The organism is Halogranum rubrum, from assembly GCF_900114455.1.
Lineage (GTDB): Archaea > Halobacteriota > Halobacteria > Halobacteriales > Haloferacaceae > Halogranum > Halogranum rubrum.
Genome location: NZ_FOTC01000001.1, coordinates 756,042 through 771,606, shown reverse-complemented (window position 1 = coordinate 771,606; position 15,565 = coordinate 756,042). Strand labels below are relative to the sequence as shown.

General features: G+C 62.3%; 17 protein-coding genes and 2 tRNA genes. 10 read left to right on the top strand and 9 right to left on the bottom strand.

Translation table 11 applies throughout. The features are described 5' to 3' along the window. Positions 1 to 737: 737 nt before the first annotated feature. The 4 genes from BM083_RS23645 to BM083_RS03585 form a co-directional block, all read right to left on the bottom strand. Entirely contained in the window at positions 738 to 1,691 is a 954-nt protein-coding gene (locus BM083_RS23645; protein ID WP_218148922.1) for a TOBE domain-containing protein, read from the bottom strand. A 3-nt stretch (positions 1,692 to 1,694) separates the two neighbouring features. Next, positions 1,695 to 1,892: a hypothetical protein gene (locus BM083_RS03595; RefSeq protein WP_245756843.1), complete on the bottom strand. Its 198-nt coding sequence runs from the start codon at positions 1,890 to 1,892 to the stop codon at positions 1,695 to 1,697. A 366-nt stretch (positions 1,893 to 2,258) separates the two neighbouring features. Next, positions 2,259 to 2,333: transfer RNA gene (locus BM083_RS03590), tRNA-Val, on the bottom strand. Between the two features lie 39 nt (positions 2,334 to 2,372). Continuing rightward, positions 2,373 to 2,447, bottom strand: a tRNA-Val gene (locus BM083_RS03585). 297 nt (positions 2,448 to 2,744) lie between these two features. On the opposite strand from BM083_RS03585, the gene trpD reads away from it, so the two are divergent. From trpD to BM083_RS03555, 6 genes are all read left to right on the top strand, one after another. After that, positions 2,745 to 3,764 (top strand): anthranilate phosphoribosyltransferase, encoded by a 1,020-nt coding sequence (gene trpD / locus BM083_RS03580; protein ID WP_089865841.1) that lies wholly within the window; start codon positions 2,745 to 2,747, stop codon positions 3,762 to 3,764. Beyond that, a complete protein-coding gene (locus tag BM083_RS03575; RefSeq protein WP_089865839.1) occupies positions 3,764 to 4,414 on the top strand; it encodes a phosphoribosylanthranilate isomerase in 651 nt (216 codons plus the stop codon). The genes trpD and BM083_RS03575 overlap by 1 nt, the downstream gene beginning before the upstream one ends. Further along, the gene (trpE, locus tag BM083_RS03570; RefSeq protein ID WP_089865836.1) at positions 4,411 to 6,072 is read left to right on the top strand and encodes an anthranilate synthase component I; all 1,662 of its coding nucleotides are present in this window, start codon (positions 4,411 to 4,413) and stop codon (positions 6,070 to 6,072) included. The genes BM083_RS03575 and trpE overlap by 4 nt, the downstream gene beginning before the upstream one ends. Next, positions 6,069 to 6,695 carry an anthranilate synthase component II gene (gene trpG, locus BM083_RS03565; protein WP_089865834.1) on the top strand — a complete coding sequence of 209 codons (627 nt, stop codon included), beginning with the start codon at positions 6,069 to 6,071 and terminating at the stop codon, positions 6,693 to 6,695. The genes trpE and trpG overlap by 4 nt, the downstream gene beginning before the upstream one ends. A 91-nt stretch (positions 6,696 to 6,786) precedes the next feature. Then, positions 6,787 to 7,812 (top strand): RNA 3'-terminal phosphate cyclase, encoded by a 1,026-nt coding sequence (gene rtcA, locus BM083_RS03560; RefSeq protein ID WP_089865832.1) that lies wholly within the window; start codon positions 6,787 to 6,789, stop codon positions 7,810 to 7,812. 60 nt (positions 7,813 to 7,872) lie between these two features. Further along, positions 7,873 to 9,054: a thiolase family protein gene (locus BM083_RS03555; RefSeq protein WP_089865829.1), complete on the top strand. Its 1,182-nt coding sequence runs from the start codon at positions 7,873 to 7,875 to the stop codon at positions 9,052 to 9,054. A 21-nt stretch (positions 9,055 to 9,075) separates the two neighbouring features. Here the strand turns inward: BM083_RS03555 and BM083_RS03550 are convergent, their stop codons facing one another. The 5 genes from BM083_RS03550 to BM083_RS03530 form a co-directional block, all read right to left on the bottom strand. Further along, positions 9,076 to 9,306, bottom strand: coding sequence for a DUF7501 family protein (locus BM083_RS03550; RefSeq protein ID WP_143085674.1), 231 nt, complete (start codon positions 9,304 to 9,306; stop codon positions 9,076 to 9,078). Positions 9,307 to 9,513: 207 nt separating this feature from the next. Next, positions 9,514 to 10,137, bottom strand: coding sequence for a DUF6517 family protein (locus tag BM083_RS03545; protein ID WP_089865823.1), 624 nt, complete (start codon positions 10,135 to 10,137; stop codon positions 9,514 to 9,516). Positions 10,138 to 10,293: 156 nt separating this feature from the next. Then, a complete protein-coding gene (locus BM083_RS03540; RefSeq protein WP_089865820.1) occupies positions 10,294 to 10,563 on the bottom strand; it encodes a TrmB family transcriptional regulator in 270 nt (89 codons plus the stop codon). Positions 10,564 to 10,626: 63 nt separating this feature from the next. Beyond that, positions 10,627 to 11,367, bottom strand: a complete 741-nt coding sequence (locus BM083_RS03535) for a beta-ketoacyl-ACP reductase (RefSeq protein WP_177197530.1) — start codon at positions 11,365 to 11,367, stop codon at positions 10,627 to 10,629. A gap of 353 nt (positions 11,368 to 11,720) precedes the next feature. Next, positions 11,721 to 12,344, bottom strand: coding sequence for a MaoC family dehydratase (locus tag BM083_RS03530; protein WP_245756842.1), 624 nt, complete (start codon positions 12,342 to 12,344; stop codon positions 11,721 to 11,723). Positions 12,345 to 12,540: 196 nt separating this feature from the next. On the opposite strand from BM083_RS03530, the gene BM083_RS03525 reads away from it, so the two are divergent. The 4 genes from BM083_RS03525 to phaC are packed head-to-tail and all read left to right on the top strand — an operon-like array spanning position 12,541 to position 15,456. Next, positions 12,541 to 12,948 carry an AbrB/MazE/SpoVT family DNA-binding domain-containing protein gene (locus BM083_RS03525; protein WP_089865813.1) on the top strand — a complete coding sequence of 136 codons (408 nt, stop codon included), beginning with the start codon at positions 12,541 to 12,543 and terminating at the stop codon, positions 12,946 to 12,948. Continuing rightward, on the top strand, positions 12,941 to 13,405 hold the full coding sequence (locus tag BM083_RS03520) for a hypothetical protein (RefSeq protein WP_009376210.1): 465 nt from the start codon (positions 12,941 to 12,943) through the stop codon (positions 13,403 to 13,405). The genes BM083_RS03525 and BM083_RS03520 overlap by 8 nt, the downstream gene beginning before the upstream one ends. Before the next feature lie 42 nt (positions 13,406 to 13,447). Then, complete coding sequence (locus BM083_RS03515; protein WP_009376211.1) at positions 13,448 to 14,005, top strand: poly(R)-hydroxyalkanoic acid synthase subunit PhaE; 558 nt, start codon at positions 13,448 to 13,450, stop codon at positions 14,003 to 14,005. After that, a complete protein-coding gene (gene phaC / locus BM083_RS03510) occupies positions 14,002 to 15,456 on the top strand; it encodes a class III poly(R)-hydroxyalkanoic acid synthase subunit PhaC (protein WP_089865806.1) in 1,455 nt (484 codons plus the stop codon). Before BM083_RS03515 ends, phaC begins: the two co-directional genes overlap by 4 nt. Positions 15,457 to 15,565: the final 109 nt, after the last annotated feature.

The following is a 15,565-nucleotide window of genomic DNA, read 5'->3' as shown; positions in this document are numbered from 1 at the left end:
TTCGTGCCACAGCGGTCGATTTTCGCTTGCCGTCTTCGCATCCCAGTGACGAAATGGTGGTCACCCTCCGTACATCGTCTCGCGAACGTCGTAGGAGAAACAGCTCGACGGCTCGTACGCATCCGTCGGCGACGACACGCCCGTCGACGACACCCAGGCCACCTACCTGTTCGACCGGGTCAACTACCCTGAAAGCGGCACGTTCGACCTGCAGGATGCCGTCGTCGGCTTGCTCGCATCGAACTGAACTCTCTCCCGCTCTGACGCCCGGTTCGACGGTCAAAACGTAGTGGGTATGTAAGTGTCTGCAACACCGAACCAAGAGAGGCATACCGCTGCCCGCCCTACCATTAATCCCGGTTGACTGCTCGTTTCTTGACCCGGAGCGAATACAGGCGACCGGTGGCATTCCGGCGCGGAACGGCCGTCCTGAGACGGTCGTTCGTGCGCTTTCAATAGCGTGAGGAGTCTCTCCTGACGGATATTACGACGTGAAGATTGAAGTACGAGAACCGTCTCTCTCCCGTTGCTCACGTGTATTGCGTGAGCTGCACCGGAATGCCACCATCGATTCGGCCACACCCGCTCCGGGTGTGGCTGTCCGGTCGGCGTTTCGTGCCGGATGTGGTCGTCTGTCTCGCTCCTCGGAGTGAAGGCGGATGACCAACGTCCGTACTCGACGTGGCGCTCACTCCGAGTCGCCGTCGAGCAAGACCATCGTTACTGCGTTTCGATCCTCACATCTCACCGCGAAGTTTGACGTCCGTAGCAGCCTGCCGTGGATCCGAGATACGGATAGTCGTGCCCTCGCGTTCGGTATCCGAAGGGACGAAGACCTCAGTGTTGAGTACCTTTGTGGCACCGGCGCTGACGATACCCGCAGCACAGGTACGACTAGAGATGGCGACACCGTTTCTATCGTACAGTTCGACAGTAATCTCGACTTCGGCGGGTTCACCTTGGTTGGTGACTGCGAGCTCTACGCGAGCGAGGCCGTTTCTGATGGTCTTGACGTCGGTTTCGATGCCACCCTCGTCGTAGAACGCGACTCGGTCTACGGTGATGTGACCACTCTTGTTACTGATGTAGCGGAAGAGTCGTTGAGAGATGTCTTCGTAGAGGCGTTCTCCCTCGGAACCTGCTTCGAAGAGAGTCCCAATTGGGTTCAGGTCGGCTCGGAGGTCGCTCGCGATGGTGGCACGGTTCGTCGTATTCGTCTTCAACCGGAGGTAGTCGGTGATGAACGAATCGAACTCGTTCGGGAGGTTCCCCCCGTACATATCGGCGTACGCTCGGAGTTCGGCGTCGAAGTTGACCAACGGCGGCAGTGGTGCTGAGACTCTCTTTGTGGGAACCCACGGTCTACCTCTCGGCTTATGACTGTCTGACTCCGCAGTGTCGGTTGTGATTGGCTGACTGAAGTAACCGAAACTATCGAGGAGCGATGCCACGATCGCGCTGAGGACGGTGACGAAGAGTACACCGGCGGTAAGCAGGTACGCAACTGGGGTCGGAAGCGTGAATTGAAACAGAGCGATGAACACGCAGGTCACGATTCCGACGACGAGGAGGAACGACCCCACGGTGGGGTCCTCCCCGGTAAGGAACTCGATACGGTCGAGGAAAGTCGCTCTGGCCTCCACGTCGGCGGTACGTTCAGGCTGGTCTGTGAGTTGCTCTGGCTGGCTCATCAGTCACCCCACAACGTCCGCTTTCGCCGTCTCAGCAGCGCGCTGGAGTACTTGCACGAGGTGTGACACCCACAGCCCAGCAGTAAACCCGAAGAGGGTACCGACGGTTGCGATACGCATAGACTCTTCGAGCGGCGCGAATGCGGCAGCGATACACAGCGTCCCGAAGATGAGCATGAGGCCGTACTCGACACGTGTCACTCTGTTCGTACGTCGTATGTGGTTGATCATAACCTACAACAGTAGGCGTCACAGTCAATTAACGCTGCTGACGGACCAGATGTGGCGCGTATGCCCCTCGAACGAACATTCCGAACAACCGGTATGGTAGATTCTACAGTCAGCCTCGACCATCTCCTTCAGTGTCGAGGTCGCAAGCGACTTGCGCACCGCTCGTCACTGTCGCGTCCGTTAGAAGCGAGCTGGAGCAGATCTGAACTGTGGTCGTTCCAGTTGCTGCGCTCCTTTCACTCCCGAGCTCAAACCTTCCCAACGGGACGAATTCACGCGACTCACGAGTGGCGAGCACACGAGGTGCTCGCCGGGAAGTTCGTCGCGAAAATGTAGTGGGTTGGGGCAGATTTGAACTGCCGGCCTCCTCCATGTCAAGGAGGTGTCATAACCTGACTAGACCACCAACCCGATGTGCGTCCATCGCTCGACGGTTCGGAGAGAAGCCAGTGGGTTGGGGCAGATTTGAACTGCCGGCCTCCTCCATGTCAAGGAGGTGTCATAACCTGACTAGACCACCAACCCGGTGTGCTTGCATTCACGCCCCGTCTGAGCGCACTCCACTCTACCGCCGATTGCTAGTTGAAGCTTTCGGAATCCGTCGCTTCCTCGCGATTTCGGCGAATATCGGCGAATATCGGCGAAACCGTCCGGGTGAGTCCGACTCGTCCGTGGTCGACTGCCAACAGCGCTGACTCCGTGTTTCGTGTCGACACACGACGGACGCTCGGGATTCTCCCGCAGGAACCTGTCCCGACGACAACCTTAAGTTGATGTACGAATTTGTACATCGTAAGACGAACTCGTACAATGGTGACTACAATGCAGGAGTATATTGAGCGGGTGACGGAAGGAGACGACCTCTGCCTCGACGAGGCACGAGAGGCAGCACGTATCGTCTTCGAGGAGGCGACGGATGCACAGATTGGCGCACTGCTGACCGCACTGCGCGCCAAAGGTGAGACGGAGACCGAAATCGCCGGATTCGCACAGGGGATGCGCAACGCCGCGCGAACAATCGAACCGAACCGGAAACCGCTCGTCGACACCTGCGGCACCGGCGGCGACGACTACGACACGATCAACGTCTCGACGACGAGCGCCATCGTCGCCGCGGGCGCAGGCGCGGCGGTCGCCAAGCACGGTAACTACTCCGTCTCTTCTTCTTCCGGGAGTGCCGACGTGCTGGAGGTCGCCGGCGTCGACGTCGAAGCCGAACCCCCGGCCGTCGAGAAGGCAATCGAGCGCGACGGTATCGGCTTCATGCTCGCGCCGGTGTTCCACCCGGCGATGAAGGCAGTCATCGGCCCACGGAAGGAGCTCGGAATTCGAACCGTGTTCAACATCCTCGGCCCGCTGACGAACCCCGCAGGTGCAGAAGCACAGGTTCTCGGCGTCTACGACCCGGATCTCGTCCCGGTCATCGCACGGGCGCTCTCGCACATGCCCGTCGAACACGCACTCGTCGTCCACGGCTCCGGTATGGACGAAATCTGCATCCACGACGAGACGGTCGTCGCCGAAGTCGACGGCGAAGACATCACCGAGTACACGCTCACACCGAGCGACCTCGGCCTCGACCAGGCTCCCGTCGAGGCCGTCGCCGGTGGGACGCCGCACGACAACGCCGCCGACCTCGAAGGCATCGTCACGGGCGACGTGGCCGGCGCGAAACGCGACATCATCCTCGCCAACGCGGGGGCGGCCATCTACGTCGCCGGCCTCGCCGACTCGCTGGAAGCGGGTGTCGACCAGGCTCGCGAGGCAATCGACTGCGGGAACGCCGCCGAGAAACTGGACGACCTCCGCGGGGACGCTATCGAAGTCCCGCAGAGCGACTGATGGTCCGGGTGAAAATCTGCGGCATCACTCGTAGTGCCGACCTCCGAGCAGCCGTCGACGTCGGTGCGGACGCCATCGGTCTCATCTGTGACGTTCCGGTCGACACCCCACGTGACGTCGACCCGAGCGTCGCGGCCGACCTCGCCGCCGAGACACCGCCGTTCGTGTCGACGACGCTCGTGTTGATGCCGGACTCGGCCGCTCGCGCCGTCGACCTCGCGCGCGTCGTCAAACCGGACGTCGTCCAACTCCACGCGGAGTTCGACACCGAGGAACTGCAGTTCGTCCGCGCGGAGACTGGCTGTAAGGTCGTCCCCGTCGTCGACGCCGACGACGAGGAACGCGCCCACGAGTACGACGACGTGGCCGACGCCCTCCTCGTCGACTCGACGTCGGACTCCGGGGCGGGTGGAACCGGCGAGACGCACGATTGGGAGCAGACACGTGACCTCGCGCGGTCACTCTCGTCGCCGCTGATTCTGGCGGGGGGACTCACGCCCGAGAACGTCGCCGAGGCCGTCTCGACCGTCGACCCCTTCGCCGTCGACGTCGCCAGCGGTGTCGAAAGCGGTGGGGGCGTCAAAGACCACGGCGCTGTCCGAGCGTTCGTCGAGAACGCCGTCCAGCACCGGGAGGTGCCGCCGCAATGACGCCGAACCTCGAAGACCAGCGTGCGGAAGTGACGCTCGACCGCTCGAAGGAGGAGTTCGTCGAACTGGTCGAGTCGGCCGACGGGCCGGCCGTCGCGCGCGTCGCGGCCACTCTCGACGTCGACGTCGTTCCACTGACCGCCTACGCCGCCCTCACCGACGAGAGCGAGTACAGTTTCCTCTTGGAGAGCGCAGAGAAAGTCGCCTCCAGCGACCCCGCGGGTGCGTTCACGCCGAACACCCAGAGCGCCGCCTCGGCGGACAAACACGCCCGCTTCTCGTTCGTCGGCTACGACCCCGAGGCCGTCGTCACCGTCACCTCCGACGGCACCGAGGTCGACGCCCTCGACGACCGAATCGCCGACCTGCTCACCCCCGGCGACGGCGACGTGCTCGCGAAACTCCGCGGGACGCTCCCGAACGTCGAGCGTCTCGGCTTTCCCGAGTCCGACCGTCAACATCTCGACGGCGGACTCGTCGGCTTTCTCGCCTACGACGCCGTCTACGACCTCTGGTTGGACGAGGTCGGTGTCGAGCGTCCGGAGAGTGACCCGGAAACCGACAGCAGAGAGTCGCCGTCTCCCACTTCGCTCCCCGACGCCCAGTTCGTCCTCACCACGAAGACGCTCGTCTTCGACGAGACGGAGGGGACGCTCTCGCTCGTCTGTACACCTATCGTCCACCCCGACGACGACGCCGAAGCCGTCTACGACGACGTCGCTGCCGAAGCGACTCGTGTCGCCGACGTCCTGACCGATGCCGACGAACCGGAGACCGGCGGCTTCCGCCGAACCGGCGAGACCGCAGGCCCACAGGGCGAGTACGAAGACGCAGTCAGAAAGGCGAAACAGCACGTCCTCGACGGTGACATCTATCAGGGCGTCATCTCCCGAAAGCGCGAGTTGACGGGCGACATCGACACACTCGGGTTCTACGAAGCCCTGCGCGCGGTCAACCCTTCGCCGTACATGTACCTGCTCAGCCACGGCGACCGTTCTATCGTCGGCGCGAGTCCCGAGACGCTCGTCTCCGTGCAGGGGCGACGAATCGTCTCGAACCCCATCGCGGGCACGTGCGCACGAGGAAACAGCCCCGTCGAGGACCGCCGACTCGCGGGCGAGATGCTCGCCGACGACAAGGAGCGCTCGGAGCACACGATGCTCGTCGACCTCGCGCGAAACGACGTCCGGCGGGTCTCCGAGGCCGGAAGTGTCCGCGTCGAGGAGTTCATGAACGTCCTGAAGTACTCACACGTCCAGCACATCGAGTCCACTGTGACCGGGACACTAGGTGAGACATACGACGCCTTCGACGCGACCCGGGCGGCGTTTCCTGCCGGGACGCTCTCGGGTGCGCCGAAGGTCCGAGCGATGGAGATTATCGACGAGTTGGAACGAAGTCCGAGAGGCGTCTACGGCGGCGGCGTCGGCTACTACTCGTGGTCCGGCGACGCCGACTTCGCTATCGTCATCCGCACGGCGACTATCGACCACGACGTCCAGACGGCACGCGGTGTCGAAGACCGGATTACGGTCCAGGCGGGCGCGGGCATCGTCGCCGACAGCGACCCGACGAAGGAGTACGAGGAAACAGAGAAGAAGATGGGCGGCGTCCTCGCCGCTATCGACCGCATCGAGGAGGTCGAGAGAGACCAATGAACCTGACCGTCATCGACAACTTCGACTCGTTCACGTACAACCTCGTGGAGTATCTCTCCGAGCAGCGACTCGGCGGCGAGACGCTCACTATCGAGGTGTTGAAGAACACCGCCTCGCTCGACGAAGTGCGCGCCACGAACCCCGACGCACTGGTCATCAGCCCCGGACCCGGCCATCCGGCGAACGACCGCGACGTGGGCGTCACCGCACAGGTACTCCGCGAGCTATCGCCCACCACTCCGACGCTCGGCGTCTGTCTCGGTCTCGAAGCCGCCGTCTACGAGTACGGTGGCTCCATCGGCCACGCACCCGAACCGATTCACGGCAAGGCGTTTCCCGTCGACCACGACGAGAAGGGCGTCTTCACCGGCCTCGAACAGGGCTTTCAGGCGGGGCGCTATCACTCGCTCGTCGCCACCGAGGTGCCCGACTGTTTCGACGTGTCGGCGACGACAGACCACTTCGGCGAAGAACTCGTGATGGGCGTTCGCCACTGCGAGTACCCCATCGAGTGCGTACAGTTCCACCCCGAGAGCGTCCTCACTGCCGTCGGCCACGACGTGGTCCGTAACTTCCTCACGGAGTACGTCGCCGAGGCGGCCCCCGTCGTCGGCGTAGAGTAGTCGGGGTCCGCACTGTTTCTCTCACCGTCACTCGATCTCCCTTCGACGCCCGTCGGAACGCTCATGTCGCCGACGGGTGTGCACCCAGTCGATGCTTGACGTCGACGGCAGTGCGGGCGGCGGTCAGATGGTCCGTACAGCACTCGCGTTGTCGATGGTGACCGAGACGCCGATTCGGCTGACGAACGTTCGTGGGTCACGACCGACACCCGGCCTTCGACCACAACATCTCGCTGGCGTCCGTGTCTCGGAGTCGGTGAGCGACGCGACTGTCTCGGGTGTCGACGTCGGCGCGACGGAACTCACGTTCGCTCCTGACACCGTCTCGGGCGGCGACTACCAGTACGACATCGGCACCGCCGGAAGCGTCACCTTGCTGTTCGAGACGCTGCTTCCCCTCGCGACGACGCTCGACGAACCGCTGTCGCTACGAGCGACGGGTGGGACAGACGTGAAGTGGTCGCCGCCGATAGCGTACTACGAGCGGGTGAAACTCCCGTTTCTCGCCCGGTTCGGACTCGACGCCGAGACGACGCTACACCGGAGCGGCTTCTACCCCGCGGGCGGCGGCCGAGCGACGCTCCGACTCGGTCCCTCGTCGCTCTCACCCATCGAGTGCACCGAGCGCGGCCCGCTCGAACGGGTGACCGTCCACTCGAAGGCGAGTACGTCGCTGGAGAGTGCCTCGGTGGCGACCCGGCAGGCCGACGCGGCGAGTGAAGCACTGGCAGACGACGGCGTCGACCACGTCGTCACCGAACCGGCGTACGTCCCCTCGACGTCCCCGGGGTCCGCGCTCTTGCTCGAAGCGACGTACCGCGAGAGCCTCGCCGGGTTCGACGCGCTCGGCGAACGCGGGACGTCCTCTGAGGCAGTGGCCGAAGAGGCAGTCAAGTCGTTCCGAACGTTCGAGGACACGTCCGCCGTCGTCGACGACCACCTCGCGGACCAACTGCTGGTGTTTCTCGCACTCGCTGGTGGACGGATTCGGATTCCCCGGGTGACGCCACACGTTCGGACGACCATCGACGTCGTTGAGGCGTTCGGCGGTGAGTTGGTCTGCACCGACTCACCCGACGGCACGGTGGTGGTGGAAGCGAGCGAGCCGATTCGCTGACTCCGCGGACGACGAGACAACACACCAACAGTACTTGCACTCAGAGACCCTACTGTGTCTATGTCCACAGCCAGAAACTCCAGTGAAATCGCTCTCATCGACGCGGTTCGGACGCCCCACGGTACGTTCCTCGGGCCGTTGGCCGACCACTCGTCGGTCGACCTCGGAACAATCGCATTAGAAGGGTTGTTCGAGCGAACCGACGTCGACCCCGACCTCGTCGACTGGGTCGGTCTCGGCCACGCACTCGGTGCCGGCGTCGGGCAGGTTCCCGCCCGACAGGTCGTACTCAACGCGGGTCTGCCGCCGTCGACACCGGCGACGACCATCAACGAGGCCTCTGGCTCCGGCCTCCGCGCTATCACGCTCGGTGTCGACCGCCTGCTCGCCGGTCGCCGCGAGTTCGCTATCGCCGGTGGGATGGAGTCGATGTCGAACGCCCCCTTTCTCGTCCACGGGATGCGACAGGGCAGACGCTACGGCGACACGACGCTCGTCGACTCGATGATATACGACTCGCTGTGGGACGTCACCGAAGACGCACACATGGGCGAGTTGACCGAGGCACTGGTCGAGCGTGTCGACATCAGCCGAGAGGCACAAGACGAGTATGCTCTCCAGAGTCACCAGCGTGCCGTCGCCGCCATCGAGCGCGGATCGTTCGAGAACGAACTCGTCCCCGTCGATATCGACGACACGGTTCTCGACGAGGACGACGGACCGCGCGCCGACACGACGCTCGACGGGCTGGCGAAACTCTCGCCAGCGTTCGAGTCAGACGGAACCATCACCGCGGGGAACGCTTCGGACCTGAGCGACGGCGCGGGCGTCGTCCTCCTCGGGTCGGAGGCGGCGACGTTCGACGCCGGGTTCGACCCGCTGGCGTGGGTCGTCGACTACCACGTCAGCTATCGCGACCCGAAGTGGTTCGGGATGGCCGTCGGCGACGCAGTACAGGGGTTACTCAGAGCGAACGACCTCTCGGTCGACGACGTCGACTCCTTCGAGTTGAACGAGGCGTTCGCCGCACAGATGGTGTACGTCCGCGAGCGCTGCGGTATCCCCGCAGAGAAACTCAACCCGAACGGCGGGGCAATCGCGCTCGGCCACCCCATCGGAGCCAGCGGCGGGATGCTGACGACGTCACTCGTCCACCGAATGGTCGACCGGAGCGCAACCTACGGCGTCGTCGGCATGAGCATCGGCGGTGGCGGCGGGATTGCGATGTTGCTCCGCCGGTGAGCAGGCAAAAAACCAGTCGGCTCACTTCTGGACGATGTCCTCGACGACAGTCATCCGCAACTCGGCGAACCGGTCTACGCACGCTCTGTTCTCCTGGATGTGGTACGTAAGCGCCTGATCGCCATCCGGAATGGCTGCCCCGCAGAACGGACAGAGGTTCGGGTCGTCCCACGTCCGTTGTCGGTCAGCCTGTTCTGTCTCTCCCTCATTGAGAACACGCTGGCCTGCACGACGGATTGCTTTGAAAGCCATACTCAGGAGATACGCACTGTGAGACATAACCGTCTTCGGCCGATTCGACTGACAGTGCGTATAAGCCGACACTCTAGCTAAACAAGTCGCTGAATTGGGGGATTGTACGACGGGAAAAGCGGTTCTCACGTCTCGAACCGAACGGGGCTGAGAGCGTCGGCGGCGGTGCTCGACGAAAGTCGTCATCGACTCGACCGCTACGGCGACTCACTCCACCGCACGAATCAAGTCTAACAACTCGTTTCGGTAGGCCGCCGGATTCACGCCGAGCGCCGACCGCTCGTCGTCGGTCAGTACCCCGCCGAACGCCGTTGGGTACGCCCCACCCGCCAGTCGGAACTCGCCGCCGTCGGCCCAGACGGCCAGCCATCCCTCCGTCGGGAGTCTCGACACGTCGCCGTCACCGTCGCCGCCACGTTCGACCGGATAGTCGGCGGTGAACTTCGTCAGTCGAGCGCGGTTTCCCGACTCCGTACGCATCCGCTGACCGCGGTGACGCTCGACGGTCTCGAACCCGCGTTCACGGAGGTCGTCGGCGAACCCGTCGCGCGCCTCGGCGGCAATCGTGGGGTACCAACTGGCGGTGCCGACGCCCGGCGGTGGTGGCGGCGAGATAGTGAGTCGAGTGACGAAGAAGAACCGCCACACGTAGTCGAGTTCGTTGCCGGTCTGCTCACGGATGGCATCCCGGAGTCGTGTGTCTTCGTAGACGAGCGTGTGTTCTCGAATCTCGGCGGTCGGCAGGCGAAACACCACGTCCGACGACTGCTCGTACTGCGTCCAGTCGTCCGTGTCGAGCGCCGACGGTGGTGAGAGAAACTGTGAGTCCATACCGTCCAGTAGGCGGCGAGACACATTACCGTACGCCCAAAACTGGCGACGGACCACCGGGTGGGGTCAGCCGAATCCGGGCGAGGCCGCCACGAATCGGTCCACTAACCGGTGGCTCTACGGGGTGAGATGCGGTGTTATAAAGATGGAATCCGATTACGCGACGATGTGGTAGTGGTCTCCGTCGCGCTCGACGAGACCTTTCTTCGACAGCGTCTGGAGGATTGGGTAGATGGAGATGGTCTTCATGTCGAGCGACTCACGGAGCACCGAGATGTCGCCGCCGCCGATGCTGTCGAGGTAGAGGTAGACCAGTTTCGACCCGGTCGAGTCGAGCGTCTCCGGGACGGTGTGGTTGGTCGGCTGGATGGTGGTCGGCGAGTCGGTACGAGTCTGGTCGGAGTGTTCGAGCGTTTGCTGGGTCATGTTATTGGATTGTCGTGTTTGAACGGCTTAAATCGTTTGCGAGAGACGGTACCACGGTAGCTGCTACCACTCCATGCCGCCGTTGACACCGAGAATCTGGCCGGTCATGTAGGAAGATTCCTCGCTGGCGAGGAACTCCACGACGCCAGAGATGTCTTCGACGGTGGCGAAGCGGTCGAGCGGAATGCGTTTCTGGATCTTCTCTTGAACTTCGGGTGAGACCTCCGCGAGCATGTCGGTCTCGGTGAACCCGGGAGCGACACAGTTGACGGTCGACCCGGAGTTCGACAGTTCGAGCGCGAGCGTTCGGGTGAACCCGAAGAGGCCGCTCTTGGTCGTCGCGTAGTTGGCTTGGCCGTAGTTACCCTGCTGACCGACGACGCTGGAGATATTGATGAGACGGCCGTCGTCGGCCGCCTTGATGTCGTCGTAGAACGCCTTCGAGGCGTTGAAGACGCCGCCGAGGTTGACGTCCATCACCGCATCCCAGTCGTCTCTCGTCATGTTCTTGAACGTCTTGTCGACGGTGATACCGGCGTTGTTGACGAGGACGTCTGCGCCGCCGAAGACGTCCCGGACGCGGTCGGCCATCGCGTGCATCTCGTCGAGATTCGTCACGTCGCCTTGGACGGCGATGGCGGTTCCTCCCTGCTCCTCGATGGTGTCGACGACCTCGTAGGCCTCACCTTCCGACGAGCGGTAGTTCACCACGACGTTCGTGTCGCCCCCACCGAGTTCTTCGGCGATGCCGCGACCGATTCCTCGGGAGGCTCCGGTTACCACGCAGGTTCTGTTTGTGCTCATGATTGTGCCTTGGTGAGACCCGAAGCGGGAACACGGCGGAGTGGGTCGGTGACCCACACGACGGAGGCCTTCGTAGCGGTTCTCACCCTTCACCCACAGAGTCCACAGCCACGTATATAGAAATTGCCTATTATATCATCTTACAGATATAAGGCCATATTATGATTGCGCCAATGCGGATTTAGAGGCGTCTCCGTTCGTTCTGCAGAAAGTGGAACTGAACATTTAGAGAATGAACTATATAGATTTGGTTCCGAAGCGGAATGTGGTCTAGTGACGAAGTCCCACGAGTGACTGTAGTCGTTCGTCGACGAGTCGGAATAAACGGGTGATGGCGGCGACGGGTTGAGGCGTTAGGAGAAGTCGGGTGCGTCGTCGATGAGGACGACTGCTTCGCCCTCGATTATCTGTGTCCCGTCGCTGTCGTGGACGTCCGTCGAGAGGAGATAGCGGTTGTTGCCGAGATCCTCGGCCACTTCGACGGTCGCCGTGAGTCGGTCGCCGATGTCGACGGGACCGACGAACTCGACGTCCTGCGAGAGGTAGATAGTCAGTCCCGGTAGCCGTGCCAGCGCGGCACTGATAAGTCCCGAGACGAGGGTGCCGTGTGCGATGTTTCGGCCGAACCGTGTCTGGGCGGCGAACCCAGGGTCGAGATGCAGACGGTTGGTGTCGCCGCTCGCGTCGGCGAACGTCAACACGTTCTCCTCGGAGATCGTCTTGGTGAACGTCACGTGGTCACCGACGCTGATGTGGTCTGCGTGGTCGACGGTTCGCTCCGTCTCCCAGTCCTCACGGTTGTAAGCGACGGACTGTGTTCCCTCCTCGACGTCGTCGCTGTCTGTCAGTCCAAAGGCGGCGAGAGTCGCGCGATTCGCCTCGACGACACTGTTCATGAAGTGGCCCGATGCCCGTACCCAGGCGTGCGCGAGGTTGGACCCCGCGCCTCCGGTAGCGCTCGATTGTCGATTACTCATTGTTATAAATTATCTCTCCCGTGTTCCTCGGTAACATCCGGTAATATGGCTTTCGATACATATTTGTCTCATGAGTTAGCCGAGCGGTCTGTTTGCGGACTCGAATCCCTTCCGAACCATTTCGTACCATCTCTTACCATCTGATGGTAATGAGGGGAAGATATTTGTATGTGCCGACGCTTATGACTAAGTGAAGATGACGAACGAGCACGACGAGATGCCGTGGTCGCCTGCGTACTTCGCAGAGCAGATGCAAGAGATGCAGCAGGCGAGCGAAGAGTTCTCCGACAAGCAGAAGCAGCTATTCAGCCAGATGCTGTCGGCGAGTCGCGGGGCGAACACGGACGAGTCGTCGAACGGGTCGAACCCGTTCAGTCAGTTCATGAAGGCCGGTAACTTCGATGCCTTCCCGAACTTCGGTGACTTCGGCAACCTCGGTAACTTCGGTCCGATGGGTGCCGCCGTGTTCAAGACGCGCGTCCAGAGCGGTGGGCGCATCAGCATCCCCGACGCAGAGCGCGAAGCCCTCGATATCGACGAGGGAGACATCGTGCAGACGTTCGTCGTCCCGATCAAACGCAGCCGTGGTGATTCCAATGAGTGAAACTACCAACCCCTTCAGTCAGATGTTCGAGATGCAGCGCCGTTCGATGGAACAGAGTCAGAAGTTCTTCCACCAGAGCCTCGACTTCCAGAAACAGGCTGCAAAGCTGTTCCGTGACAGCATGCAGTCCCAGAAGTCCGTCCAGCAGAAAGGCATGGACGTCTCGCAGACCGCCGTCGAGGCCTACCTCGACATGCTGGAAGCCTCCGTTCCCGGCGACGAGAAAGTCTACGACAACCTCCACGAGGCCGTCGCAGACCAGTTCGAGGCGTTCCACGACGTGAACGAAGAGACCTGGGCGGCCCTGCAGGAGAACCTCGACGAGAACGGCGACGCCTACGACGAGTTCGTCGACCAGTACGCCGAGTACGTCGACGACTCCGTCGACGCCTACGTGCAGGCCCTCGGTCAGTTCGAGGATCAGACCGAGGCGGTTACGGTCGACTTCGACGAATAACCCCCGAACAACCTTTTGTACTCCTCGCGCGAGGATTTAGCTATGTCAAAACAGAACTCAGAGATGTACGACCCAGAGAAGTGGAGTGCGTTCATGGAGAACATGAACGAGACGTTCCTCGACCAACTCGAACAGAACGTCGAGGCCCAGGCGAAGTTCGTCGAGACGTGGATGGACGCCGTCGACGAGTCGGCTGACAGCGACACCATGACCGAAGGGCTCGAAGGGTACGCCCGCGCCTACGAGGTGTGGATGAACGCCGCCGAGACCCAGTTCGAGCGTGCGAGTGACGTCATCGAGGGCGAAGACGTCTCCGCCGAGGAGTTCCGCGACATCTGGCTCAACGCTGCCAACGAGTCGTTCAAAGAGGTCATGAGTACCTCCGCGTTCGCCGCGATGACGGGCCAGACCGTCGAGGACGTCCTCGAATTCCAGCAGGAAGTCGACAAACAGGCACAGGACACGCTCCACCAACTCGGCTTCGCCACTGAGGGAGACATCAGCGAAGTCGGCGAACGTCTCGTCGAACTCGAACGTCGCCAGCACGCTGTCGAAGAGAAACTCGACCGCGTCTTAGAGGCAGTCGAAGAGGAAGAATGAACCCGTTCGTCCGAGCGCTGGACATGCAGCGCAAACAGTGGGAGCGGTCGACCGAACTCATCGAGAAGGCGTCGTCGACGCCGAGCGGTGCCGAGACGATGGCCGAGGTCAAAGTCGGCCAGACCCCGAGTGAGGTCGTCTACGAGGAGAACAAGCTGAAGCTCCTCCACTACGAGGCGACTACGGAGGAACAACACGACGTTCCCATCCTCATCGTCTACGCGCTCATCAACCGACCGTACATCTTGGACCTGCAGTCCGACCGCAGTGTCGTTCGGACTCTCTTGGACAACGGGTTCGACGTCTACCTCATCGACTGGGGCGAGCCGTCGAAACTCGACTCCTCGCTCACGCTCGACGACTACGTCAACCGGTACGTCGACAACTGCGTCGACGTGGTCCGCGAGCGTTCCGGCCAAGACTCCATCAACGTGCTCGGCTACTGCATGGGTGGGACGATGAGCGTCATGTACGCGGCGCACCACCCCGACAAAGTCCGGAACCTCGGACTGATGGCAGCGGGGCTCTGCTTCGGCGGCGACAGCGGCGTCCTCGAACTCTGGGGCGACGACGAGTACTACACGCCGGGAGCCGTCACCGACACCTTCGGGAACGTTCCCGCGGAGTTCCTCGACATCGGTTTCGCGCTGATGGACCCGGTCGACAACTTCGTCACGAAGTATCTCCGACTGTACGACAACATCGAGCGCGAGGAGTTCGTCGAGAACTTCGCCCGCATGGAGCAGTGGATCGGCGACGGTATCGACGTCGCCGGGACGACCTACCAGCAGTTCTTGGAAGAGATCTACCAGAAGAACAGCCTGATGAAGAACGAACTGCATCTCGACGGGAAACACGTCGACCTCGCCGAAATCGACATGCCCGTCCTGCAGATCATCGGCGAGTACGACCACCTCATCCCGCCGGAGGCCTCGAAAGGCTTCAACGAGGTGCTCGACACCGAGGTGACGACGATGGAGTTCCCGACCGGCCACATCGGTCTCTCCGTCTCCTCGAAGTCACACGCCGAACTCTGGCCGCAGGTCTGTGAGTGGTTCGTGGAGCGCTCGGACGTCGACGGTGCCGAGACCGAGGCCGCCGCCGAACCCGAACAGTCACAACTGCCGTCGGACGAGACTGAGAGCGACGACCCGGTCGACGACGCTGCCGAGGCCGAACAGCTAGACGACGCCGACGAAGTCGACGTCGACGATTCCGAAGGTGTCGGAGACAGCGAAGAGACCGAAGAGGGCGAAGAAGACCCTGAACCCACCATCGAGACCATAAACGGAATCGGCCCGAAGCGGGCCGAACGTCTCCGCGAGAGCGGCATCGAGTCGCTCGAAGACCTCGTCGACGCCGACGTCGACTACGTCGCAGCAGAGATCGACGTCTCACCCGACCGCGTCGAAGACTGGGTGTCTCAAGCCCGCGACTTGCTCGACAGGTAACTCCAGGACGAAGCGACGACGTTCGTCGTAGACCGATACCAACTTTTCGGCGAAAATTTCATTACACACTCGCGGGGTTGTAGTTGTAACTGGATAGTCACGACCGAAC

What these genes read in the sequence shown, in the direction of transcription:
- phaC (WP_089865806.1), top strand. Translation starts at nt 14,002, where the DNA reads ATGAACCCGTTCGTCCGAGCGCTGGACATGCAGCGCAAACAGTGGGAG.
- BM083_RS03530 (WP_245756842.1), bottom strand. Translation starts at nt 12,344, where the DNA reads ATGAGTAATCGACAATCGAGCGCTACCGGAGGCGCGGGGTCCAACCTC.
- BM083_RS03525 (WP_089865813.1), top strand. Translation starts at nt 12,541, where the DNA reads ATGACGAACGAGCACGACGAGATGCCGTGGTCGCCTGCGTACTTCGCA.
- rtcA (WP_089865832.1), top strand. Translation starts at nt 6,787, where the DNA reads ATGCTTGACGTCGACGGCAGTGCGGGCGGCGGTCAGATGGTCCGTACA.
- BM083_RS03575 (WP_089865839.1), top strand. Translation starts at nt 3,764, where the DNA reads ATGGTCCGGGTGAAAATCTGCGGCATCACTCGTAGTGCCGACCTCCGA.
- BM083_RS03545 (WP_089865823.1), bottom strand. Translation starts at nt 10,137, where the DNA reads ATGGACTCACAGTTTCTCTCACCACCGTCGGCGCTCGACACGGACGAC.
- trpE (WP_089865836.1), top strand. Translation starts at nt 4,411, where the DNA reads ATGACGCCGAACCTCGAAGACCAGCGTGCGGAAGTGACGCTCGACCGC.
- BM083_RS03535 (WP_177197530.1), bottom strand. Translation starts at nt 11,367, where the DNA reads ATGAGCACAAACAGAACCTGCGTGGTAACCGGAGCCTCCCGAGGAATC.
- BM083_RS03550 (WP_143085674.1), bottom strand. Translation starts at nt 9,306, where the DNA reads ATGGCTTTCAAAGCAATCCGTCGTGCAGGCCAGCGTGTTCTCAATGAG.
- BM083_RS03520 (WP_009376210.1), top strand. Translation starts at nt 12,941, where the DNA reads ATGAGTGAAACTACCAACCCCTTCAGTCAGATGTTCGAGATGCAGCGC.
- trpD (WP_089865841.1), top strand. Translation starts at nt 2,745, where the DNA reads ATGCAGGAGTATATTGAGCGGGTGACGGAAGGAGACGACCTCTGCCTC.
- BM083_RS03555 (WP_089865829.1), top strand. Translation starts at nt 7,873, where the DNA reads ATGTCCACAGCCAGAAACTCCAGTGAAATCGCTCTCATCGACGCGGTT.
- BM083_RS03515 (WP_009376211.1), top strand. Translation starts at nt 13,448, where the DNA reads ATGTCAAAACAGAACTCAGAGATGTACGACCCAGAGAAGTGGAGTGCG.
- trpG (WP_089865834.1), top strand. Translation starts at nt 6,069, where the DNA reads ATGAACCTGACCGTCATCGACAACTTCGACTCGTTCACGTACAACCTC.
- BM083_RS03540 (WP_089865820.1), bottom strand. Translation starts at nt 10,563, where the DNA reads ATGACCCAGCAAACGCTCGAACACTCCGACCAGACTCGTACCGACTCG.
- BM083_RS23645 (WP_218148922.1), bottom strand. Translation starts at nt 1,691, where the DNA reads ATGAGCCAGCCAGAGCAACTCACAGACCAGCCTGAACGTACCGCCGAC.